16 protein-coding genes are annotated in these 24,500 nt (G+C 38.0%); 3 read left to right on the top strand and 13 right to left on the bottom strand.

All coding sequences use genetic code 11. From position 1 onward, the window contains the following. Nucleotides 1-93: 93 nt before the first annotated feature. A complete protein-coding gene (locus tag NRL14_RS12690) occupies nt 94-870 on the top strand; it encodes a hypothetical protein (RefSeq protein WP_306724801.1) in 777 nt (258 codons plus the stop codon). Nucleotides 871-1,271: 401 nt separating this feature from the next. Continuing rightward, nucleotides 1,272-2,108, top strand: a complete 837-nt coding sequence (locus NRL14_RS12685; protein WP_149605699.1) for a mechanosensitive ion channel family protein — start codon at nt 1,272-1,274, stop codon at nt 2,106-2,108. Between the two features lie 802 nt (nt 2,109-2,910). On the opposite strand, the gene tldD is transcribed toward NRL14_RS12685, so the two are convergent. The 9 genes from tldD to NRL14_RS12640 form a co-directional block, all read right to left on the bottom strand. Then, nucleotides 2,911-4,350, bottom strand: coding sequence for a metalloprotease TldD (tldD, locus tag NRL14_RS12680; RefSeq protein WP_007378598.1), 1,440 nt, complete (start codon nt 4,348-4,350; stop codon nt 2,911-2,913). Continuing rightward, nucleotides 4,347-5,186 carry a carbon-nitrogen hydrolase family protein gene (locus NRL14_RS12675; RefSeq protein WP_149605697.1) on the bottom strand — a complete coding sequence of 280 codons (840 nt, stop codon included), beginning with the start codon at nt 5,184-5,186 and terminating at the stop codon, nt 4,347-4,349. The genes tldD and NRL14_RS12675 overlap by 4 nt, the downstream gene beginning before the upstream one ends. Then, nucleotides 5,183-9,040 carry a YhdP family protein gene (locus NRL14_RS12670; RefSeq protein WP_306724800.1) on the bottom strand — a complete coding sequence of 1,286 codons (3,858 nt, stop codon included), beginning with the start codon at nt 9,038-9,040 and terminating at the stop codon, nt 5,183-5,185. The genes NRL14_RS12675 and NRL14_RS12670 overlap by 4 nt, the downstream gene beginning before the upstream one ends. Continuing rightward, the gene (gene rng, locus NRL14_RS12665; protein WP_007378601.1) at nt 9,040-10,512 is read right to left on the bottom strand and encodes a ribonuclease G; all 1,473 of its coding nucleotides are present in this window, start codon (nt 10,510-10,512) and stop codon (nt 9,040-9,042) included. Before rng ends, NRL14_RS12670 begins: the two co-directional genes overlap by 1 nt. A gap of 1 nt (nt 10,513) precedes the next feature. Further along, nucleotides 10,514-11,083, bottom strand: a complete 570-nt coding sequence (locus NRL14_RS12660) for a nucleoside triphosphate pyrophosphatase (RefSeq protein ID WP_008137331.1) — start codon at nt 11,081-11,083, stop codon at nt 10,514-10,516. Beyond that, nucleotides 11,084-11,563 carry a rod shape-determining protein MreD gene (mreD, locus tag NRL14_RS12655; RefSeq protein ID WP_306724799.1) on the bottom strand — a complete coding sequence of 160 codons (480 nt, stop codon included), beginning with the start codon at nt 11,561-11,563 and terminating at the stop codon, nt 11,084-11,086. Next, nucleotides 11,556-12,398 (bottom strand): rod shape-determining protein MreC, encoded by an 843-nt coding sequence (gene mreC, locus NRL14_RS12650; RefSeq protein ID WP_188085246.1) that lies wholly within the window; start codon nt 12,396-12,398, stop codon nt 11,556-11,558. The genes mreD and mreC overlap by 8 nt, the downstream gene beginning before the upstream one ends. Then, the gene (locus tag NRL14_RS12645; RefSeq protein WP_002958401.1) at nt 12,398-13,441 is read right to left on the bottom strand and encodes a rod shape-determining protein; all 1,044 of its coding nucleotides are present in this window, start codon (nt 13,439-13,441) and stop codon (nt 12,398-12,400) included. Before NRL14_RS12645 ends, mreC begins: the two co-directional genes overlap by 1 nt. A gap of 135 nt (nt 13,442-13,576) precedes the next feature. After that, complete coding sequence (locus tag NRL14_RS12640) at nt 13,577-15,619, bottom strand: formylglycine-generating enzyme family protein (protein ID WP_033040854.1); 2,043 nt, start codon at nt 15,617-15,619, stop codon at nt 13,577-13,579. 919 nt (nt 15,620-16,538) lie between these two features. On the opposite strand from NRL14_RS12640, the gene NRL14_RS12635 reads away from it, so the two are divergent. Further along, entirely contained in the window at nt 16,539-17,447 is a 909-nt protein-coding gene (locus tag NRL14_RS12635; RefSeq protein WP_008137339.1) for a 1-aminocyclopropane-1-carboxylate deaminase/D-cysteine desulfhydrase, read from the top strand. Here the strand turns inward: NRL14_RS12635 and NRL14_RS12630 are convergent. The 4 genes from NRL14_RS12630 to NRL14_RS12615 all read right to left on the bottom strand — a co-directional run bounded on the left by NRL14_RS12630 (nt 17,444) and on the right by NRL14_RS12615 (nt 24,436). Continuing rightward, nucleotides 17,444-19,126 (bottom strand): EAL domain-containing protein, encoded by a 1,683-nt coding sequence (locus tag NRL14_RS12630; protein WP_373462531.1) that lies wholly within the window; start codon nt 19,124-19,126, stop codon nt 17,444-17,446. The two genes, NRL14_RS12635 and NRL14_RS12630, sit on opposite strands and share 4 nt — an antisense overlap. Nucleotides 19,127-19,575: 449 nt before the next feature. Further along, entirely contained in the window at nt 19,576-21,954 is a 2,379-nt protein-coding gene (locus NRL14_RS12625) for an ATP-binding protein (protein WP_306724798.1), read from the bottom strand. Nucleotides 21,955-22,322: 368 nt separating this feature from the next. Continuing rightward, the gene (gene ssb, locus NRL14_RS12620) at nt 22,323-23,048 is read right to left on the bottom strand and encodes a single-stranded DNA-binding protein (RefSeq protein ID WP_306724797.1); all 726 of its coding nucleotides are present in this window, start codon (nt 23,046-23,048) and stop codon (nt 22,323-22,325) included. A gap of 20 nt (nt 23,049-23,068) precedes the next feature. Next, entirely contained in the window at nt 23,069-24,436 is a 1,368-nt protein-coding gene (locus tag NRL14_RS12615) for an MFS transporter (protein WP_306724796.1), read from the bottom strand. Nucleotides 24,437-24,500: the final 64 nt, after the last annotated feature.

Below are 24,500 nucleotides of genomic sequence, written 5' to 3'. Positions count from 1 at the left end.
GCCGGTTTAGCACCAAATGAATCTGAGGTTAGATATCAAGATTCTAAAACTGTGGCCAAAATTAGTTGACCACTACATACACAGCAAATTAGTATGTTCACGGGCTATGACATCCCACCGACTAATCCACTTTTATCCTTTTATCTGCAAGATTTAAAGCTTGCTGAAACGCAACAAATTTGGAAACCTATTGGAGACAGCGCCGCTAAATATATTTCCAAACAAACAGGCGGTGATAAAAATCACTATAACCAGCCCTATCACTGGTCATATGAAGACGAAGAGCGTTGGGTATGCCCTATTTATATTACACTGCATTTTTTTGACATAATGGTACAGAGGGCAATCTTCACCAACTACCCTGATCACATGTGGCTTAGATATTACTATACTTTACTTGACCATATAATTAAGAAATATCAGCCATCATCTACTGCTAATCAGTCTGATAACCTGTCAACGCGCTACGACTATCTAATTGATGCGATCTTCAACAAATGTATTTCATGGCTAGAGGCTGCCGTTGATAAAAAAACAAAATTAGTGGAAAAAGATGGAAGGATATGGCCAATCCCAGTTAGGTTCTCAGCAGAAGTATTGGGTGAGCTTTTAAGATTAATGTTACAGGCGGAGAATATTACTGACTCACGTTGCACTGAACAGTTAGCGAAAGTTATTCGTCTAAGTAATAAACTGGAAGGAGCGGGGTTACAGCGATTAAATCAAAAAATCGCAAATGAATTAATACCCGCTTGGGGAATTACACAAAGCAAGAAATATAAAATCAGATTAAAAAAATGTTTTTCTAAGGTTGACCCATGTAAAACTAGCTTAAATTCAACATTAAGTATTGAAATAAATAAGATTTAGCTCCGATGTATAAACAGAGTTACTTTTCGAAACGCTCTACCAACTACCCGCTAACCAATATACTAACTTGAAACTCATCTAAGCACGACTGGCTGAATAACAAAAGTCTGGAAAATACTGCCGTTATATGAGACTTCATCGAAAAAAATCAAATATTTTCCGTTTTTCTGGAAAACCAACAGATGCTTTGTTATTAAAGGCTTTACAGAAAACTTCCAGAATTTACATGTAACGGTACACAGTTACGATGCGATAGGTTTACAATTTAGTAGTTTAAAAAACCCCTAGATATTAGATTATCTAGGGGTTTTTTATTAATAATAATGTTAAATTAGCGACTATATTCGTGCACTACTCAATACAGCACTACACTCTAATAAAGTTATAACCATTAGGAATTTATGACTAAAGATATATTACTGCATCCGTTTCTTCTCTCACTAATAATGTTAACAATTGCATTTGTGCTTAAGATACTTGTCGATAAGTTAGCAAAAAGTCGCGCCGAGAAAAAAGAAAAAGATATTCGCTACATCGCGCATAATATTAAGCACTTTATTAACTTTGTAATGGTGATATCACTTCTCTTTGTGTGGTCTACAGAGATTCAAAACTTTGCACTTTCTATTGCCGCCTTTGCTGTGGCGATTGTACTTGCAACGCGTGAATTTATTCAGTGTGTAATAGGCTTTTTTTACCTAGTAACAACACGCCCATTTAGAGTGGGTGATTGGATACAAGTTGGTGATTACTTTGGTGAAGTTGCTGAAACCGATTGGATAAAAACAACCATGCATGAAATTGATATACATACTTATCAATTTTCGAGAAAAACCATATATATACCAAATAATAAGCTGATTACCAGCTCGATTAAAAACTTAAACTTTGTAAAACGCTTTGTTACACATCATTTTATTATTGTCCGAAGAGAGAGCTTTAACCCGTACCCTATTCACGACACATTAACTGAACAGGCTAAGCTGTACTGCGAAGAGTTTCAAGAAGTAGCAAGCCGCTATAATTCGATGATTGAGCGTAAACTTGATGCAAAAATATCTGGTCCAGAGCCTGTAATTCACTTTGGTACAACCGATTTAGGTGAGTTTAAAGCAAGCTTTACCTTGTTTTGTCCTACAGAAAAAGCGCTTGAGATAGAGCACAAATTAACAGAGTGCTTTTTTGCGTTATGGTATAAAGAGACTGAAAAAACTAAAGGGGATGAGGGAGAAGTATAAACCTCACCTACACAGAGTAAAAATACAAATCGTAGGTGCGAATTTATTTCGCGCTCTATTACGTGAGCGTATATTTAAAAAGCGAGGTGTAAAACCTCACCTACCCAGACTAAGCAGGCAAATTGTAGGTGCGAATTTATTTCGTGATCTATTACGTGAGCGTATATTTAAAAAGCGAGGTGTAAAACCTCACCTACCCAAAGTAAGAATACAAATTGTAGGTGCGAATTTATTTCGCGCTCTATTTCTGAGCCTATATTTAAAAAGCGAGGTGTAAAACCTCACCTACACAGAGTAAAAATACAAATCGTAGGTGCGAATTTATTTCGCGCTCTATTTCTGAGTGTATATTTAAAAAGCGAGGTGTAAAACCTCACCTACCCAGACTAAGTAGGCAAATTGTAGGTGCGAATTTATTTCGTGATCTATTACGTGAGCGTATATTTAAAAAGCGAGGTGTAAAACCTCACCTACACAGAGTAAGCATGCAAATTGTAGGTGCGAATTTATTTCGCGCTCTATTACGTGAGCGTATATTTAAAAAGCGAGGTGTAAAACCTCACCTACCCAAAGTAAGAATGCAAATTGTAGGTGCGAATTTATTTCGCGCTCTATTTCTGAGCCTATATTTAAAAAGCGAGGTATAAAACCTCACCTACCCAAAGTAAGAATGCAAATCGTAGGTGCGAATTTATTTCGTGATCTATTACGTGAGCGTATATTTAAAAAGCGAGGTGTAAAACCTCACCTACAATAAACATCAAGCACGTAGGTGCGAATTCACTTCGCGCTTGAGTAATATTTAAGCTGTACCACCGACCGTTAACTGATCAATTTTAAGGCTTGGTTGGCCCACACCTACCGGTACGCTTTGACCATCTTTACCACACACACCCACACCTTTATCAAGTGCTAAGTCGTTACCAACCATAGATATTTGCTGCATTACTTCTGGGCCATTACCAATAAGCGTTGCGCCTTTAATTGGCTGAGTAATTTTACCGTTTTCGATTAAATACGCTTCTGATGCGCTAAATACAAACTTACCTGAGGTTATATCAACTTGTCCGCCGCCAAAGTTAGGCGCGAATACCCCTTTTTTAACACTACTGATAATATCGGCTTGGCTGTGCTCACCACCTAACATGTAGGTATTAGTCATGCGAGGCATTGGTAAATGTGCATACGACTCACGACGTGCGTTTCCGGTAGGATTTACACCCATTAAACGCGCGTTTAGCTTATCTTGCATATAGCCTTTTAAAATACCGTTTTCGATTAGCACGTTGTAAGCCGCTGGTGTACCTTCGTCATCTACGTTAAGTGAACCTCGACGGTCAGCCATTGTGCCATCATCAACAACAGTACACAGCTCAGATGCTACTTTTTGGCCCACTTTACCACTAAACGCAGACGCGCCTTTGCGGTTAAAGTCGCCTTCAAGGCCGTGCCCTACCGCTTCGTGTAAAAGCACGCCAGGCCAACCATTACCAAGTACAACTTCCATCGTGCCTGCAGGTGCATCAATAGCTTCAAGATTTACTTTAGCTTGGCGTACAGCTTCTTCTGCAAACTCCATCCAACGCGGTTTACCATCAACAAGTTCTTTAAAATAGCCATAATCTAAACGTGCACCACCGCCTGCGCCGCCGCGTTCACGGCGACCATTTTTTTCAAGCAGTACTGAACAGTTTAAGCGAATAAGTGGGCGAATATCGGTAGCAAACGTGCCATCACTTGCCGCGATTAATACTTCTTCGTATACCGCAGACATTGAGCTAATTACTTGCTCTGCATCGGGTGCTAATTCACGAATGTAGTTTTCAAGTTCGCGTAATAAATTAACCTTGTCGGTATCGCTCATACTCGAAATTGGTTGATGCGGTGCAAACTGCTCTTTAGCTTTAACATCGCTAAATACTTTAATTGCTCTATCTTCGCCAGCATCGGCAATGCTACGCGCTGCTGTTGCCGCTTTATTTAGCGCTTCAAGGTTTATTGCATCAGAGTAAGAAAAACCTGTTTTTTCGCCGCTTACAGCACGTACACCAACACCACGTTCAACGTTATAAGAACCTTCTTTAACTAAGCCGTCTTCAAGCACCCACGATTCGTGGTGGCTTGATTGAAAATATAAGTCAGCGTAATCCACTTTATGCTGATGTATGTAAGCGAGCGTTTTTTCGAGTTCTTCTCTATTTAGCAGGCTGTCGTGTAGTAAATGCTGTTCAACCGAATTCATAATAAATGCTCTCTAAATCGTTGATGAGATTGCACGGGCATATCTCGTCTAATTTTTTGTAACTGGTCTAAATCTGCGTGGCAGCTTATAAAACCGGTGCCTGTTGGCAATTCACTCAGGGTATTGCCCCAAGGCGAAATAATAATACTGTGGCCATATGTTTGTCGGCCATTTTCATGTGTACCGTGTTGAGCCGCTGCAACTACATAGCATTGTGTTTCTATTGCGCGAGCTGCTAATAGCGGTTGCCAGTGTGCTTGCCCTGTAACAACTGTAAATGCACTCGGGACTAAAATAATCTCCGCGCCTTGGCGAACTAGATCATTGAACAAGCCACTAAAGCGCAGATCATAACATACTGTTAAACCTATTTTACCAAATGGAGACTCAACCACCACCACATCGCTACCTGCTTGGGTAAAATCTGATTCTCGATAGCTACCTGTTTTATCATCTACGTTTACATCAAATAAATGTATTTTGTTGTACGTTGCAACAAGCTCGCCTTGATTATTATATAAGTGCGATGCTGCGTAATACTTATGTTCGTTAAATGGCTCAGGCATTGTGCCTGCATTTAACCAAATATTATGGTGTTGGCACAATTCACTAAGTTGTAATTTGTATTGCTCAACTTGCTTAGCAACAAGTAAAGTATCGTTACCAGTTTTACTAAACACTAAAAAAGCTTCTGGCAAGCAAACAAGTAATGGCCTTGTTGCTGGCAGAGTTTTAAGTGCGCGCTTTAAGCTTGCTATGTTGTCATCAGGGTTTAGCCCTGAGCACATTTGTAGAGCAACTATTGTGGGTGTGCTTATGCTTGCTGTTTTGTTCATTGCGCTACTGTTACTTGCGCATCTTTAAGTTTTAAATCGACTGATGCTTGTGGCTGATTTTGCGCAGCTTGAGGTAGCGTAACTTCACGACTTTTTCTGTCGAGTTCTTGAACAATAGGATCGTTCATTTTACCCGTTACTTTAAAATTGATCTCTGAGATGACGCGCGCAGAATGAATAACTTTATCAAGTGCTAACGCAGCAAGCCCTGTTACTGGATTAACCATCCATGCCACTATAACCGGAATGCTTGAGGTTACTTGTGGCGCTACAGCAAGGTCGTAATCTATATCTAGCGTATTTAAGTTTGCGTAGCCTTTAATTGTTAAATCGGCAGGCACACCGTCCATTTTAGTATCTTTAGTGTAAGCGATACCGTTTTCTAACTGCATAGAGCCTTGCATGCTGTTATAAAAAAAGCCCTTTGAAAATACATCTCTAAAATCAAGTTTTAGCTTACGTACTAATGAATCAAGACTCAGTAACGAAAATACGCGTGCACCACCATCGCTGATTTCAGTTAAATGACCTTCGCCTAAATCCCACTCAATTTGACCACTTAAAGTTTTCACATCAAAATCATAAGGTGCAGCTTGCCAAGTAAGATCATAATTTAGATCAGCTTTAGAATCCTTAATTGCAGAGGTTATATCAAACTCGCCAAACAGTGCGCCTATGTCATCACTTTTAAGCTCGCCATTTAGCGTTGTTAAGCCATTTTGCCACTGCCCTTTAGTGCGCAGTACATGATCTCCTTTATCGATTACAAGTTCTAATATTGATAAGCGCTCACCATCACCTAATAATGACGCACTCACTTTATCAAGCTGATAGCGGTCAATTTTGCAATCACTACATTCAAACTCAATGGCAGGTATTTTAGTAAGCCAGCTCAAGTCTTCCTCAGGAAGCACATCTGTTATTTCAAGTACTTGCTCATTGTGCGGTGCAAAATTAAGCCTTAAGTAATCGGCATTAATTCGTATGGGCTGGCTAGGCTGTGATGTAGGAATAAAAACTCCAGCTCTAAGTTCTTTAGCATTTAGCTTTAGGTATAGATCGTCTTTTGATGGTGCTAAACGCATTTCAAAATCATTAAAGATGATGTTACTCGCATCAAGCATACCTACATTTGCGACCACCTCATTAAGCGGTGGCATAATCCCTTTTGATTCTTTATCTGGATTTGCTTTACCTGCTTTAATTATTTGATCAATCAGATCAAACCAAGGCACTAGTTCACTCTGCTCAAGATTTATATTTACGCTTAAGTCTTTTTGGTTTAATCCTAAATCTTGTTTTCCGATCACAAAATGGGCATTACTAAACTGTGATTTCCCATTTTCTAAAATAGCATTAAAGTAAAACTGTTGATTAGCGTTTGCTGTAATGAGATTAGAAATATCATCACCTTGAACTACTGCATCAAGTGCCCACGCTTGTTCGCTATTTTTATTATAAGGTGCGGGTAAGTTACTCGTTAAGCCAAGTAGTTCTGAGTTTACCTGTGCACGGTAATTAAAGCCTTGTTCGGTAAAATTAAGTACTAAACCAATATCAACATCGCTTTGCCCACTTAAATAATTTTTTAATATACCTTGCCCACTATCAATTAGTGTATCGGCGTCAATTTTGGCGTTTATATCTATGTTTGCTTGGTAATTTTTAGCATCACTTTTACTGCTGTAATTAATATTTAGCGGCATACCCAACCACTTCGCAGTCGCATTTTTAAGTGTAATATTGTCGTTTGTAAAATTAAGCTCGCCAGTTAAGTTTTTAAGCTCAATGCCTGGCGTTGCTATAAATACTGGCAAGTCATTTAAATTAACTTTGCCGCTAACACTGGCTCCGCCTTTAAACTTAGAGCCTACTAAAAGCTCAATACTGGCATCGGCTTCGCCTTTGCCCTGTACGACTTTAAAAATTTCAGCAAGAGGTTTGGCAATAGGTGTCGCTGCAAAAAAATCATGTAACTTTTCCATCTCTGCTTTTTTATCAATTTGCACAATAAGTTCATCAGCATTCATTAAATCTGCAATGCTCACCTGTACACTATGACCAATATCTAAATTAACCAACTTGCCTTGCTGGCTATATATGTCCATCCGCTCATTAGCAAAATGTAGCTGCACATTAGCATTAGTGACCGCAGGCCAATCAAGGTCAAACTCATAGGTTGCATTGTCTATTTGTGCTAATACATCAAACTGACCACTACCATCAGTAAATGGGAAACCAGACAAAGGCCCTGCAAATAAGACCTGTGCTTTAGATACTTCTCCGCCTTTAATTGCACCATTTAAATAGCTAACGAGCTCAGGGCTCATTGCTTTTAGCGGGAAGTAATGCCCTGCAATACTGGCATCTGGTGCAAATGCTTCTGCATATAAATCTAAACGAGGCGTATCCCCGAGGCCCAGCTGCATTTCAGCAGCAAGTGTTATTTCATTATTATCAAACCAAATTTCATCACTACTGATGTGCCAACCTTCTTTTCGATTTACTAAATCTAAATCGATATTAATTTGATTATATTGGATATCATTACTAAAGTTTTCGCCAGTAACAAGCGTGCCATTTTCGCCAAATAAGCTAATACGTCCGCTTGCTTGATTTACAAGACCACTTACTCTTAACCCTTGAGCAGCCGGTACTGAATCGAGTTCTTGCCAACCAATATTGTCAGCCTCAAACCATAGCTGCCACTGCTCAACGCTTTCAAAATTTAAATATGCTTGTTTAATCAAACCACTTGGTTCACGCTCTAAAAAAGGGGCTAAACCATTAAAATTAGTTAATCCAGCTAAATTATTTAGTAGTTCTAAATCAACTTGCTGTAACCATACTTTGTTTTGCGCATCTAGCTTTGCTTCAAACTCTAAACTTGGCCAAGCCTTGCTGTTACTAGCAAATGTTAAACCTGTACTTTTTAAGCGCCAGCCATTTTGCTCTGGGTATAAATGAAATCCCCCTTCGCTTAAACTAACTTGTTGATTTTTTTCTTCATACTGCCAACGCACAAAGCTTGGTAACCATTGCACTTTTATATCGCTAAATAGCCCTTTTTCGAGCTTAAACCAAGCTTGTAAATTTATATCACTGTGTAATTGCTGCTTTTCACTTGTTATATATTGCGCTAACCAGTTAGATACATCTACTTTATTTGCTTGCACATACATATCACCAATCACCTTTTCCAAGGTCTTACCCGATAAAGCAATGCGCGCATCAAAATTACCAACTGAGATACCAGGCAATGCCAAGCTACCACTGCCGAGGTGTTTTTTATCTTCATTTTGCCAAGTAATATTTTTAAGCATTACTTTACGCTCTTTACCATCTTCAAGTATGAAGTTGACGCTTGAATTCTCAATTGCAAAATGCCCAGTTTCACCTAAAAAAAGACCTTCAATGAGTTCTTTTTGTTCAAAAGAAACTTCACCTTGCTCATTGCCATTAAATAAGTTGCCCACATTAACGCTGGTGTGAAAGCCACTAATAACAAAATAATTAGATTTTAACTGTAGCGTTTTTAAGCTTTCCCACAAATTAAGCTCTAAACTGGTTTTTGCGATGGTAAGAGAAATAGGAGCCGTTTCATTATCTTTAAAGGATAAATCTTCAAGAACCAAAGCGGGGCCACTACCCTGCCAACTTGCTGAAATAGAACCAATTGAAAGGCTGACATCAAATTTACTGTGTAAGTAAGTTTCAATATCGCCTTTATAGTCATTAGCATAAGGAAGTGTATATTTTAAAATAGAAACAATAACGGCCAGTAATACCAAAATTATGGCGCAGGTTTGCCATAACTTTCTAAAACAAAAAAAACAGACCGCTTTTGCTTTCATTACATCATTACCACATCAAACTGTTCTTGGCTGTATAAACTCTCGGTTTGAATATGTACTTGCTTACCAATAAAAAGCTCAAGTTCCGCTAGGTTATGATATTCGTCATTAAGTAAAGATTCACTCACTGCTGGGGCAGCGTATACCATAAATTTATCGGCTGCGTAAGCACGATTAACGCGCACTATCTCGCGTAATATTTCATAGCACACTGTTTCAACTGTTTTTTGCGAACCACGACCTGAACATGCAGGACATACATCACATAAAATATGTTCTAGACTTTCGCGCGTACGCTTACGGGTCATTTCCACTAAACCGAGTGCAGAAAGACCATTTATATTCGTTTTGGTGCAATCTTTCGATAACGCAGATTCAAGCGAATGTAATACGCGGCGTTTGTGGTCTTCGCTTACCATATCAATAAAATCGATAATAATAATGCCGCCTAAATTACGTAGTCTGAGTTGACGGGCGATAGCCGAAGTAGCTTCTACATTGGTATTAAAAATAGTTTCTTCTAAATTACGATGGCCAACAAAAGCTCCAGTGTTTACATCAACCGTGGTCATCGCTTCGGTTTGATCAATAATGATATAACCGCCCGATTTTAACGTTACTTTACGATGTAAGGCTTTTTGAATTTCATTTTCGACATCAAACAAATCAAATATTGGGCGCTCACCTGGATAATACTCAAGTACTTTAGAAAGCTGTGGTACAAACTCATCAGTAAATAACTTAAGCTCTTGATAAGTCAATTTTGAATCGACACGAATACGCTCCATGTCTTCACCTACATAATCACGAAGCGTTCTGAACGCAAGTGTTAAGTCTTCATGTAAGATGCTCGCTTTACTTGTTTTTTTTCTGCGAGATACTATTTTTTCCCATAACTTTCTTAAAAATTCAGCGTCGTGCCTTAGCTCAGCTTCGATTGCCCCTTCGGCTGCTGTACGCACAATAAAACTGCCATTTTCATCGCCATATTCCGCAACTATTTTTTTAAGGCGTGCACGCTCTTCTTCGGTTTCGATGCGTTGGCTAACTCCTACATGAGTAGCATCGGGCATAAATACTAAATAACGAGAAGGAATTGTTATATCTGTGGTGAGTCTTGCACCTTTAGTACCAAGCGGATCTTTAACCACTTGCACCATAATGTATTGACCTTGGCGAACTAACTCACGAATATCTTGTACTTTTTTTATCGGAGTGTCGTCAACGCCTTCTACAATTGATGCGCTGTTTACGATATCTGACGCATGCAAAAAGGCCGCTTTTTCAAGGCCTATATCAACAAAAGCAGCTTGCATTCCTGGTAATACACGACTTATTTTCCCTAAGTAAATATTACCAACAATACCGAGGTTGCCAATACGCTCAAGTTGAATTTCTTGTAATACACCGTTTTCTATTAAGGCAACACGGCTTTCGCTTGGTGTGACATTGATCAGTAATTCTGTACTCATGTTACCTTCTTAAGAATGCTTGTAATAATTGTTCGGTCTCATATAAAGGTAAGCCTACAACACAAAAATAGCTACCCGAAATATGAGTAACAAAGCGACCGCCTAAACCTTGTATTCCATAGCCACCGGCTTTATCTTGTGGTTCACCACTTAGCCAATATGCTTTTATTTCTTCATCGGTGAGGGTTTTAAACGTAACGTCAGTACTTACTACGCAACTAAGTATTTTATCTTTACTAGCAAATGCGATAGCCGTTAACACTTGATGTGTGTTACCTGATAAGCGCTTTAATGTTTGCGTAAAGTCAGCTTCATCACGAGGCTTACATAAAGACTCGTTATCAATAACAACCACTGTATCACTACCAAGCACCGGTCGGTCGGTATAGCCAAGCTCAACACCTAAGCTTGCCTTTAAACGCGCTAAACGCTCTACATAATTATGCGGCTGCTCATTAGGCAACTGGCTTTCGTCTGCATCAACACTAAATTGCGAAAACTCGATGCCTAACTGATTTAGTAATTCTTTACGGCGGGGAGAGGCTGATGCCAAATACACTGAGGTAGTCATTTACCTGATCCTAAAATGTCTGCGGTACTTACGAAGTAATGAAAATACCCAAAACCAACTCACCATACCGGTAAGCACTGGCCATAAATATTGTGGATTAAAATAAACACCGAGTAAAAAGTGATTTAACCAAAACTGCATTAAATGATAAAGCGTTAAAAACAAACCAATTAATAAGCTTTGCTGCCAAAGCGAAAAATTACGAATTTTTTGGAAATTGCTTGCAGTTACAAAAATACAAATCGAATAAGTCAGTGAATTCACACCAAGTGGCGAACCAGAAGCTAAATCAATTAATAAGCCAACCACCCATGCTGTAGCAATATTTAAACGATGCGGTAATGCAAGTGACCAATACATCAAAACAAGTAATACCCAATCAGGGCGAAATGGTTCAAACGAAAAAGGTAATGGCATTAACGCCATAACTAAGGAAAAAAATATGCTCAACCCTATTAACAATGAATAACGGCTAATCATTATTTAGACGCTCCTGCTTATTGCGCCACAAAATAACTAATAAACGAATACGATCTAGCTGAGCAATTGGCTCGGCATATACTTGAGCAAATGGCTGACCTTCATCTCGGTTAATTTCAGTTACAACAGCCACGGGGTAGCCTTCTGGGAATGTGCCGCCTAAACCTGACGTAACGAGTACATCGCCAATACGCACATCTAAGCTATGTGGCACATGCGAGAGTTTAACGACATTAATTTTACCAATGCCTTCGACCACGGTGCGCACATCATTACGTAAAATACGTACCGGCGTAGCATGCGTGGTGTCTGTCATTAGCAATACCCGTGATGTCGTCGATCCTACTTTAGTAAGTTGCCCTACCACTCCCATTTCATCAATAACGGCTTGCCCCTCACTGAGTTCATCGGTTGTACCACGATTAATTACCACTTGGTGACTATATGGATTTGAATGAACTGAAAGCACTTGCGCAATAATTTTACGATTAGACTGCTTTGCCGATGAGCCAAGTAAGGCACGTAGTTTTTGATTTTCTCTGGCTAAGAATTGATATTGCTGAAGTTGCTCACTTTGTAACATTTGCTTTTTTTTAAGCGCTTCGTTTTCAGTAAGAAGTTGATCCCGTGTATGCAGGCTTTTGGCACTAAAACTAAAAAGTTCGTATGGTAAATTAGCAACATAAATTAACGGGCTAACGAGGGTATTGAGGCTAGTACGAACAACCGTACCACCTTGTGTGTATCTATCACCAATTATGAGTACGATACTCAAAAACACTGCGACAAAAAGTCGCAGTTGTAAGGAGACGGCTCGTCCAAACATTAATTTCATTAATCGTAACTAAAAACATCACCACCATGAACATCGATCATTTCCAGCGCTTTACCACCGCCACGTGCAACACATGTAAGTGGATCATCGGCAACAACAACCGGAATACCCGTCTCTTCCATCAATAAACGGTCTAAATCTTTTAGCAATGCACCGCCGCCAGTCAATACCATTCCGTGCGCAGAAATATCTGACGCAAGCTCTGGTGGAGACTGTTCTAGTGCAACCATAACTGCACTTACAATACCCATTAATGGCTCTTGTAGCGCTTCTAAGATTTCGTGTGAGTTAAGTGTAAATGAACGCGGAACACCTTCTGCAAGGTTACGGCCACGTACTTCAATTTCGATTGGCTCGTCAGTTTTAAACGCAGAGCCAATTTGATGCTTAATGTTCTCAGCTGTTGCTTCACCAATTAAGCTACCAAAGTTACGGCGCACATAGTTAATAATCGCTTCGTCGAACTTATCGCCACCAATACGTACAGATGATGAGTAAACAACACCGTTAAGTGAAATAATAGCAACTTCAGTTGTACCGCCACCAATATCAACAACCATAGAACCGGTTGCTTCTGATACTGGTAAGCCTGCGCCAATCGCGGCTGCCATTGGCTCTTCAATTAAGTAAACTTCACGAGCACCGGCACCCATAGCAGATTCACGTATTGCACGTTTTTCTACTTGAGTAGCACCACACGGTACACAAATTAGTACACGTGGGCTTGGGCGCATAAAGTTATTGTTGTGCACTTGCTTGATAAAGTGCTGTAACATTTTTTCTGTTACATAAAAGTCAGCAATTACACCATCTTTCATTGGACGAATTGCTTTAATATTACCAGGCGTACGACCTAACATTTGCTTTGCTTCAGTTCCTACTGAGGCTACACTTTTAGGTCCACCAGCACGCTCTTGGCGAATAGCAACAACTGAAGGTTCGTTTAATACAATACCTTCTTCTTTTACATAAATTAGGGTATTGGCTGTACCCAAGTCGATCGATAGATCGTTAGAAAAAATACCACGGAGTTTTTTAAACATGAGGCTGGATGACCTTTGAAATACGTTCTTATGTTAGCTGCCTTACTTTAACATGCTTAGTTATGTGAGCAATATAAAGCGCAGCTGCCTTTGTAAATTTGTGAAAAAAAGGAAGCTAAGCTTCCTTCTTAAATTTTATCGTTCACGTACTAGACGAAAACCAATGTAATTAGATCTAAAATCAGGTGCTAAAATTAAGCGCGTTGAAGCACGAGCAAGACTTGGTGCAAAATTCCACGCCCCACCTCTTACTGCAATATCAGATTCACCTGATTCTTTATTGGTCCATTCCCATACATTACCTACGGTATCGTATAGTCCAAATGCATTCGGTGAAAAAGAACCAACTGGTGCAGCGCGCTTATTTGACCATTCACTACCACACCAACCACAGTTAGCTAAACCTTTACCAATTTCGTTACCCCAAGGGTATTCGGTTTCAGTACCGGCTCGTGCAGCATATTCCCATTCAACTTCATTAGGTAAACGAAATTGCTGCCCGGTTTGACCTGATAACCATTCTGCATACGCTTTAGCATCGTTATAGGTTAAGCATACAGCAGGAAAGTTACTATTTTGATCAAATCCTGGGTTGCGCCAATTTAAGTTTGCTTCCCATACTGGTTCGCCATTTAAATAATATGCGCACCCTTTATTTTGCTCTGCTTGTGTTTTGTAACCGGTATTTGCTACAAATTTTTCGTAGGCTCCAACGGTCACTTCTCGACTTTGCATCGTAAATGAATTGGCGATCACTTTTTCAACAACCGGACGCTCATTCGCTAAACCATTGCCGTTAATATCGCCCATTTTAAACTTGCCTGCTGGAATAACAACAACAGCGGTCTGAACATTTTCATTTAATACATTTATATTTTCATTAACCTGACGGGTAGTCACTTCTGTTTGCTCACGAGTGTATGTCGGTGCAGCAATCGACTCAGGCTTTTTTACTAAATTTACATGAATAGTCTGTGCTTTATTTAAATCTACACGTGCTTGGTAGGGTTTGTAACCCAACTTACGCACTTCTACATTATGAACTCCACGCGGTAAACTAGTTACTAAACGAGTGGAACCAAAACTAACACCATCAATAAAAACTTCGTCGTCGTACACATTAGAGCGAAGCGTTAACTCTACCTGTTTATTGTTATCATTTGTGGTAATAACACGATTATTGCTAGCAACAGGTTTCATTGTGTAATTACTTACTGACGGCTCATCTAAACGAGATACCTGAACTGTTGCGCTATTATCCGCGCTATTACTGAATGTTAACTGACTATCTGAAAAAGTAGTGCCATAAGCTGGCTGATACACAGCGGTAAGTGGTGTCCCATACTCAGAACAATAATGGTTATCAACACTTAGTAAGTTACATAAACGACTGCTGTTGACTTCACCACGCATTGTGACGCTTAAATTAACGTTGTAATTACCTTGCCCACTAAAGGCGCTGCTCACTACATGACTACTTAAAATTTGTACTTGAGCGCCCGCCATATTACGTTTTGGCTCTACTAAGCGCTCTTCCGTTAAGTTGGCAAAAATTTGGTCTACAAAACGTTTTGTTGCTTTTTGTAAGCCCATTTGTTGGCCGCGTTGTTCACAAGCTGCAAGTGTTTCGGTGCGTTTACAGTTAATTGTATGATTAACTTCTAGCGTACCCTCACGCGTAAACTCATTACGTAAACGTTCAACTCGCGCTGTTGTTAGTTGCTCTTTTAAACTCTCTAAGGTGTTTAGTAACGTATGCTTAGCAACACGGATCTGTTCAATGTCTTTACGGTGGGATGCAATTGCCGCCAACTGCATAGAAATATCGTCTTTATTTTGCTTGTGATCAACCACCGCTTTTTGATAACGCGACTGAGTTGTACTGATATCTAACGTAGGATCGTCAATTAAGCGACGATACATTTCGTTCATTGCGTCAAGTGCTTGGTTTTTTTCTTTATCTAATTCAGTTGAACGAGAACGAAGTAACTCCAGTTGAGTTTGTAACTGATTTTCTTCTTTAAGATGTTTATCAAGTATTCTTGTCGAGCTATCGTATTCTGTTTGTTTAATACTAATTTCTGACTCAATTCCAGTTACAGTTGCTGTATCTTGTGCAAATGCACTACTAGCTAACAAACTAGCTGAAATTAACAGAGATAAAGGAGTAATTCGCATATATTCCAGTCCCAAAAAGCGGCAATTATTTGGTCGTTATTATTTTTTATAATTAAAGCCTTATGCTATGTACTTGCAGCACAAAATACAAGCTTTGTTCAATTATTATCTGAGTTTACAACTATTCACGTGTACCACGCCAGTAAATAACCCGATCATTTCCCTTTAAGCGGCAAAATTATAAAATAGCCACAAGTTCACTTCCCGTCCTTTCAGTATTAACAAGACTTTTGTATTGCATTTAAAAATATGACTTTATAAATAACGCGACCTAACCTGAACTCTAGGTAAGGGACTTACCAGAGCCTGTTGATCTTTTAAGAATCAAACTTGTTCTATCTAGGGGCTATTTAATCGCGGCGCGAAATTTGTAACCTCGTAGGCTTAGTAACTGCTTCTGCGTTACTCTAATGACTTACGTCCATGTAAGAATAAATAAAAAATAAATTGCCCCTAAGACGATCCCAAAGGACAACGCAGTTGGCATTTATGCTGCTTATCGAATAGTTTTATGCGCTATTTTATTATCGTTAAATAAACCCTATATAAGCGGTTGGTATAACCACATAACATAGACTCTGCCTTGCCTAAAAACCAAATCTGCTGCTGAAAATTCAACCCCGAAAGGAAAATAGACCTTGGACCTTAAAACATAGAGCTATGATGATATTTAAATCTATTATCCAACGTTCATATACCTTTATAAAAATCACGATAAGGTTTTTAATGCTTAATTGCCCAAGCATAAACTAAGATATTTCTACATCCATGTATTGATACGCTACATGTGTAGATTACTTGCCTATGGTGCACCTTTAAAAATACAATGTAGCACTCTAAAATAATAGATTAACCCTAAGTAGGCTGCGGATTAATCATATATTTATTATCAATGCACTAAACAAAAACAGAAGATAAAATGTCTAAGCAATTAAAAATAAAAGAAAATAATTATATTCAAAAAATAGACTCTCAGCTTCTAAAAAACAAAAATATCTCTGTGAGTATTCAACGAGATGACTTAATACACCCATTAATAAGTGGTAATAAATGGCGTAAATTAAAATATAACCTAGCCAATATGCAGAAACTTGGAAAAACTGAATTACTGACTTTCGGAGGCGCCTTTTCAAATCATATTCATGCTTGTGCTGCTGCCGGAAAAGAATTTGGTTTAACTACGCACGCAATTATACGAGGCCCTGAGCTCGACAGTAATAACCCCACACTTGAATTTGCAAAGCAATGCGGAATGAAGCTGCACGTTGTTAATCGTATTGAATACCGACGACGAAACGATGATGATTACTTAAAGTCACTTCAAGCTCGCTTTCCTAATGCCTATATACTTCCTGAAGGTGGTACTAACTCTTTTGCTCTATTGGGCTGTGCTGAGTTAGCAAAAAGCCTTCCTAAGCATGACTACCTAATTTGTCCTACAGGTAGTGGCGGTACATTAGCGGGTCTAATTGAAGGCAGTGAAGAAACCACCCAAATAATAGGGGTTGCTGTATTAAAACAAGCAGATTACTTAAAAAAAGAGGTAGGTAAATTAAGTAATAAAGCCGATAAGCAAAATAATTGGCAACTACTCACTGATTTTCACGATGGAGGGTATGGTAAGTTCACACCCGAACTATGGCAGTTCTGTCAAAAAATGAGTGATGAACATCAACTTCCTTTGGAGCCAATTTATAGTGGTAAAATGATGTATGCACTTTGGCAATTAATTGAAAAAGATTTTTTCCCTACAGGTAGTAAAATTATGGCGATACATACAGGAGGAATGCAAGGTTTAAACGGGTTAAGGTATAGAGATCTGATTTAATGAAATACGGCCTGAGTGAGTTCCTCTAACGGCTCTGAAAAATAAAACCCTTGAGCCCCTGCTACCCCTAATTTTGTTAGCATTAATAGCTCTTTTTGAGTTTCAACACCCACCGCAAACACAGGTAAGTTTAATGTATTACTTATACTTATAATTGTTTTTATTTGATTTTGGTTTTGTGTTTTTTCATCCACTAGATGTACTAACTCATACGATAACTTTAACCCACACACCTCTTGGTGGTCAGCTAACTTCATTAAATTTTCACTACACTTTACATTATCGATGATAATTCGAGAGCCTCCTTTTTTCATTATTATAAATACGTCCTTTAAAGCCTCATGATGATTAAAAAACTCGACTTCACTTATTTCAAATTGTAACTTACTACTCAGTTTAAAATCATTAATTTGAACGCTAAACCAGCTCCAAAACTTTTTGTTTATCCAGCTGTCAGAACATAAATTAACACTTACGGTTAATTGCGAAGGCTCTGCTAATAGTAATTTTTTAACTTGAATTAAAACACCTTTATCTAATATTAAAGTATCTTGGCGGCTATACGTTTGATCGATAAAATAGCGAGCAGCAATCAAACCATGCTTACTGTGCCTAACTCTAAGCAATACTTCATGTTGTAAAATATCGCCACTTGAGAGTTCGAATAGAGGCTGAAAAAAAAGTATAAACTTATTCTTTTTAATATTATCGATAACTTGTTTACTAGAAAGTACTCGTGTTTGGCTTTGATTTAGAGGTAATCGATGACAATGCTTTAACAAGCTACGTTGGGATAAAACTAAAGCAGCTTTTGCAAGCTGATAAACAGTTGCTTGATCAGCTCTAAGCCGATAATCACATGCACCGACTTTAATGTCTTTTCTGGTGATATTTTTTTGATAGTTTCTGCATGCTAAAAAAATACTTTTATGTAAGTGTTGTACATATCGTTCAAGTTCTGAAAAAGGAACCTCTGATAATGTAATCGCTAAGTTACCGCAATTTAATAACCTTACTGAAACACCACTCAATTCAGAAAAGTTTTTCACCATTAACACTTCAAAGCTGGCTTCTTTATCAATATTGTTATCAAAATGGCAATTACATTGAACCAATACAAACAAGCTGTGACATACAGGTGCTGTTGTGTACAGCGAGCTTAATTCGAAATTTTTTAATACTTTAACAACCTGTGTATTGTGCTCTTTAACTGATGGAGTTGTGCTGGCGAGTAAGTTTTTCGAACGTGAAATATTGTTGACATGTAACGTGTTCCACCAACGATAAAACCAGCTAGCAGCTCCAAACATAACCAAGTTAAGCAATATAAATAAATAGCTTTCTATTATCCATACAGGAGGGTGGTATAGATTTAAGCTCAGCGTTTTATAGTTATAGACCTCTCGCTCTAACTTTATAATATGACCAAAGTGCGTAAGAGATGAATTCGGCTTAAGCATAAACCCTTCATTTTTTACGAGGGCTGCAAGTATCTTATTATTTGAAGAAGGGGCTATTTCAAGTTCAAAAACTTGTTTAACTAATAGCTGGCCTGAGTGATGTATTTTTTCATGTAATGCATCATTCAAAATAAAATTAAAACCCAAAATTATTAATGCAAGCAGGGCAAAATAGATGACTTTAAATTGATTAAAAATCCAGAACCTTTCCTTTTGCATAGCTTGCCCACTCGTTAAATTAATAACTAAAGTGTTGTTCAAGATCCCCATTAGCACAAGTCAATAAAGCAAGTTTAAATGTTCATTACTAATTTTAAAAAAGCTCTATATAAACGAGGAATTATGAATTTAAGCGATCTAAAGCAATAATTATCATTCCACTGACTCTCTATAGATCTACTAAATAGAGCATTGATCAATAATCCCGCCAGGCAAACAGTATATTTAACCTGAATCGTGACTAAATAATTTACTAACACATTGAACCATAATGTACTTAAATTTATTTTTCGTTAGCCAGCTACGGCTATCATATGCTCAGCATTTATGGGCCTAATTTGATCTATTTTAATATCACAAAATAAGACATAAACACTTAATTTATATTAAATTGAAGTCAACAAAATTAAACGACTATATATATTTTTAGATTCCTTAAATCTCTTTAATTACTGTGTTTTATCGAAATAATCTGAGTTGCTTTTTAAACACTGCTCAATAATACGATACAGCTCAGATGCTTTGGTCGGCTTGGCCACATGTGCATTCATGCCAACGGATAAATAGTATGCAATATCATTTTCCATAACATTAGCTGTTAAAGCGATGATTGGAATATTGGCAATCGTTTTATCGCTGTCATTTCGTATCATTTTACTCGCTTCAATACCATCCATAATTGGCATATGGATATCCATTAATATCAAGTCGAATTGTTGAGATTTATGGGCTTGAATACATTCAAACCCATTATCGACTAAATGAATTACCACACCTTTTTTCTCCAACATTGCGGTAATAACTAATTTGTTAATCTCGTTATCTTCGGCTACTAACACCTTTAAACCAATTAAAGATGGGTGATTAGCTGAATTTTTTGAATCTAAAATACTGGTTTGAATTGAATTGAAAGAATCTGCAATAACAATTTTCTTATTAACTTTTACTTTTACTGATGCGGTAAATTCACTGCCTAAATGTTGCGTACTTACGACAGAAATATCGCCTTCCATTAACTTACACAAACGTCTACTTATTGTTAAACCTAATCCTGTGCCGCCAAAGTTTCGGGTAGTAGAGCTATCTTCTTGCGTAAATGCATCAAATAAGTGAGATACGTTTTGAGGTGCGATACCAATGCCTGAATCTTTAACAATAAAGTGTATTAATATTGATTCATCATCGTTCAGTATTTGCTCTGCATGAATGCAAACAGACACCTTCCCGTGTGAAGTAAACTTTATTGCATTAGAGCATAAATTTAATAGCACTTGATTAATGCGAACAACATCTCCGACTAAATCAGGTGGAACATTTGACGCTACATTAACTATAAATTTAATGCCCTTGTCCTGAGCTTGGTTTTCAAACGTTGTTTTTATGTAATCTACAACAGCGTTAACCGAAAAAGGAAATTCTTCGAGATTAGTATTTCCTGATTCAATTTTAGAAAAGTCTAAGATATCGTTTATCACGATTAACAATTGATCCGAAGAGTATTTAATTTTATCTAGGTACTGCCTTTGTTTTAGTGGCAATTCACTTTCAAGTAAAATATTGGTGAGGCCTATAACTCCATTCATTGGGGTTCTTATCTCATGACTCATATTAGCCAAAAACTCTGATTTAACCAAAGCTAAATGCTCCGCTTCATCTTTTGCTGTTAATAACTCTTTGGTTCGTTGCTCAACACGAAATTCTAGTTTTAATTTTTCGCTATCTAACTCTTTTAACAGCTGTACGCGTTTGCTATTCAAAATTAAAAAAAACATTAAAAAACTACTTAGCGTTAATATAATAATAATTGCGCTATAAATAAGCATTTTGTTTTCTTCAAAATAGGTAGGTTCGTAATAGGAAAGCATCGACCCTTGGGGTAAACGTTGAGGATCTATTTTAAACTTTTTTAATTGTCTCCAATCATAATAGTGCGCACTGAGTTTTTCATCATCAATCGGTTTTAAGCTTTTATTTTCCTTAAAAAAAATGATTGATTCTGCGATGCGATTACCAATGGTTTCGCCCGATAATAAGTACCCGCCAACAATACCAGAACCTAATAACGCATGCCAATAACTAAAAATAGGAGCTTGGTTATCACTTGTTAGTAATTTTACAAACTGAAAAGGACTTAACTGCTTCCCCCTATACTTTCGAAAAATAGGAGTAAACAATACAATGGCATCAGATGGGGCATTATTTATTTTATTTATTAAGGTCTCGGTTGGCACATCAAACCATTTTTCTATCCTCAAATGAGGAAAATCATTACCAATAACCGGAAGAAGATTTTGATAAAAATTACGCCCCATGTCATTCGTCGTATCTAAAATAACAATGAGCTCTTTTGGGTTTATTAAATTAACTGCATCTTGAGTTGCCTGCTTGTAGTCTAATTTAGCATTTATTGTAACCGTATTGATACTCTCAGGTACTGTAAAATTAGCGCCTGGCTCTAGATATATTTTTGGTACATCTGGGAAAAAACCATAAAATTCAGTCAATAACGCTGCAGCTGATACCGATTGAGTAACAATGATATCAATTTTTCTGTTCTGATACTTTTGCTGTAAATACAGTTTCATCACTTTTTTTTGCTGTACTTCATCAAAGCGACCAACATCCATATTTTCAACAAATAGATCAAAGTCAAAAGCTTGTCTAGTTAATTCTGCACGTAATCCAACCTCAACACTTTTCTGCCATGGCATATCTTGATTTATAGAATTAATTAATAGAACTTGCGTAGTCTCGGATGATACTTGAGCATGCAAATTAGCACTAAAAAGCTGAAAAAATAGAAATACTGTTACGATATGAGTTTTCATATTTCCCATAGCTTCATTTAAAAAAGTCTGTAGAGGATAGATTGCAATCATTTATATATCAACTAATACAAATTACATAAAATAAAATGAGCAACTGATACGATTGGCAAATACTTCTACAACAGAGAAGAAACAAAGTAGATAAGTTATTTAGCTCGCAAGAATGAGTCATATTTTAATAATATTGATATAAACATTAGCTTCAGTTACGTGGCTAATTGTTTAGATAATAATGACATAGTGTTTTATAGATACACCATGTCATTTTTACATCTTTTTAAAAACAAAAAACCCAGTTTTTACACTGGGTTTAGTTTAATACTTCATTAAAAAGTGGTTTATATTTACACTTTTAGATTATACGTAAGCTAGAACGGAATATCGTCATCAAAATCAATGGTTGGTTCCATTGGGTTTGATGCGCCACCTTGCGGAGCACTTTGTGGTTTAGGAGCGAAACCACCTTGTTGCTGCGGTGCACTATTTTGTTGTGGTGCAAAGCCGCCTTGCGGTTGTTGGTATTGATTATTTTGTTGTGGTGCTGGCGCTGACTGAGGTTGCGCTGCAGGTGCTGCTTGCTGTTGTGGAGCATAACCACCTTGTAGCTGGTTATTTTGGCCTTGATTATTTTGACCATAGCCACCGCTTTGTTGAGCACTTTGCGCTTGATTACCTTGGTAACCACCACCTTGTTGCCCACCTTGCGGCTGATTACCTTGGTAACCACCACTTTGTTGATCGCCACCACGTGCGCCCAACATTTGCATTTGACCAGTAAAGCCATCTACAACTATTTCTGTAGTGTATTTTTCTTGGCCTTGTTGATCGGTCCATTTACGTGTTTGAAGCTTACCTTCAACATAAATTTGTGAACCTTTACGACAATATTCACCAACAATTTCAGCTAACTTGCCAAAAAATACAACACGGTGCCACTCAGTTTTATCAACCATTTGGCCAGTGTTTTTATCTTTATAGCTATCTGAAGTTGCTAGGGTAATATTTGCTACACCGTTGCCGTTAGGCATATAACGAACTTCAGGATCTTGCCCTAAATTACCAACCAAAATTACTTTGTTCACACCGCGTGCCATGGAACCATCTCCTATAAATGTTAGATTAAACCAGCTACTTTACGCGCTTGGTCTAGGTCAAATTCTTTATCATTAATCTTTAAATAGCTGCGACTTTCATCGCGAACCACAGTTGCTTCTATTACACCTGGTAAAGCAACTAACTGAGAAGCAAGTACTTGAGCATGCTCTTCAGAATCTAATTTGGTCATTAAACTAATAACTTTACTTTTGGGTGGGACTTGCATTTTCCACGCAATAATAAGCCATATTAACCCAACAAGTGCCGCTGCCGCAAACACAGCTTGCGTCGTTGTAGTTTGTGCTACATAGCCACCTAACATACCGCCCAAAAAGGCGCCTAAAAACTGACTAGATGAGTAGCCACCCATTGCTGAACCTTTTTGGCTTGCAGGTGCTATTCGCGATACAAGCGCAGGCATAGTGGCTTCTAAAAAGTTAAACGCCACAAAATAAAGCAGCATACACACAGCAATGCCTACTACACTATTAACCCATACCGACATTGCTAACATACTAATAGTTAACAAGGCTACTGAGCCAATGAACGCTTGTTTTTCTTTCTCTTTTTTAATGGCCACAATCATTATTGGTACCATTAATAAAAAGGCTAAAAACAACACTGGGATATATAAATACCAATGCTGGTCGGCAACCAAACCATCTTTAATTAATTGACTCGGCAGTACCACAAAAATTGTGGTTAGCGTTAAATGCAATAACAATACACCTGCATTTAATCGTGCTAACTGAGGGTGTTTAATTAATTTTTTAATGTCGCTAAAGCTTGCTAATGTATCGCCTTTGGGTGCTTTATTTACCGCCTTTGGCACTAGCATGGTCACTATAAATATACCAAAGACAGCTAAAATAGCAGTCAACCAAAATACACCCACAATACCCCACGAAGCTGCAACAATTGGTCCAAGTAACATAGCAAAGGCAAAGCTCATTCCTATGCTCATACCAATAACGGCCATTACCTTTGGTCGTTGCTCATCGCGGCTTAAATCTGAAGCAAACGCGAGTAGCGCACTGGCTATTGCGCCCATACCTTGTAGAGCGCGGCCTACGGTAACCATTTGTATAGAGTCAGCTAATGCAGCAACTACAGAGCCAATAGCAAATACAACTAAGCCACCAACAATAACCTTTTTACGGCCAATCTTATCGGATAATCGACCCATAGGTATTTGTAATACAGCTTGCGTTAAACCATACGCACCAATGGCAAAACCAATCCAAATAGGCGAAAAACCTTCAAGCGATTGTCCATAAATAGCCAATACAGGCATCAGCATAAACAAGCCGAGCATTCTAAATGCAAACACACTCGCCAGTGATACAGCGGCGCGTTTTTCTCGTGAATTAAGTGAAGATGCGGTCATTATCTGCGTGATCTTACTCTATGAAAAATTGAGGTTGGGATTCTACCATAAGCTTGGCAATAAT

The sequence above is a fragment of the Pseudoalteromonas sp. 20-92 genome, from assembly GCF_030847595.1.
Lineage (GTDB): Bacteria > Pseudomonadota > Gammaproteobacteria > Enterobacterales > Alteromonadaceae > Pseudoalteromonas > Pseudoalteromonas fuliginea.
Note: the sequence above shows the minus strand (reverse complement) of the source record. Positions and strands in the feature narration are given on the sequence as shown.

Excerpts from the sequence above, each read along its gene's own strand:
- NRL14_RS12635 (WP_008137339.1), top strand. The coding sequence starts at position 16,539 with ATGTCTAAGCAATTAAAAATAAAAGAAAATAATTATATTCAAAAAATA.
- NRL14_RS12615 (WP_306724796.1), bottom strand. The coding sequence starts at position 24,436 with ATGACCGCATCTTCACTTAATTCACGAGAAAAACGCGCCGCTGTATCA.
- tldD (WP_007378598.1), bottom strand. The coding sequence starts at position 4,350 with ATGAATTCGGTTGAACAGCATTTACTACACGACAGCCTGCTAAATAGA.
- NRL14_RS12685 (WP_149605699.1), top strand. The coding sequence starts at position 1,272 with ATGACTAAAGATATATTACTGCATCCGTTTCTTCTCTCACTAATAATG.
- NRL14_RS12625 (WP_306724798.1), bottom strand. The coding sequence starts at position 21,954 with ATGAAAACTCATATCGTAACAGTATTTCTATTTTTTCAGCTTTTTAGT.
- NRL14_RS12675 (WP_149605697.1), bottom strand. The coding sequence starts at position 5,186 with ATGAACAAAACAGCAAGCATAAGCACACCCACAATAGTTGCTCTACAA.
- NRL14_RS12660 (WP_008137331.1), bottom strand. The coding sequence starts at position 11,083 with ATGACTACCTCAGTGTATTTGGCATCAGCCTCTCCCCGCCGTAAAGAA.
- NRL14_RS12645 (WP_002958401.1), bottom strand. The coding sequence starts at position 13,441 with ATGTTTAAAAAACTCCGTGGTATTTTTTCTAACGATCTATCGATCGAC.
- NRL14_RS12670 (WP_306724800.1), bottom strand. The coding sequence starts at position 9,040 with ATGAAAGCAAAAGCGGTCTGTTTTTTTTGTTTTAGAAAGTTATGGCAA.
- mreD (WP_306724799.1), bottom strand. The coding sequence starts at position 11,563 with ATGATTAGCCGTTATTCATTGTTAATAGGGTTGAGCATATTTTTTTCC.
- mreC (WP_188085246.1), bottom strand. The coding sequence starts at position 12,398 with ATGAAATTAATGTTTGGACGAGCCGTCTCCTTACAACTGCGACTTTTT.
- ssb (WP_306724797.1), bottom strand. The coding sequence starts at position 23,048 with ATGGCACGCGGTGTGAACAAAGTAATTTTGGTTGGTAATTTAGGGCAA.
- NRL14_RS12690 (WP_306724801.1), top strand. The coding sequence starts at position 94 with ATGTTCACGGGCTATGACATCCCACCGACTAATCCACTTTTATCCTTT.
- rng (WP_007378601.1), bottom strand. The coding sequence starts at position 10,512 with ATGAGTACAGAATTACTGATCAATGTCACACCAAGCGAAAGCCGTGTT.
- NRL14_RS12640 (WP_033040854.1), bottom strand. The coding sequence starts at position 15,619 with ATGCGAATTACTCCTTTATCTCTGTTAATTTCAGCTAGTTTGTTAGCT.
- NRL14_RS12630 (WP_373462531.1), bottom strand. The coding sequence starts at position 19,126 with ATGCAAAAGGAAAGGTTCTGGATTTTTAATCAATTTAAAGTCATCTAT.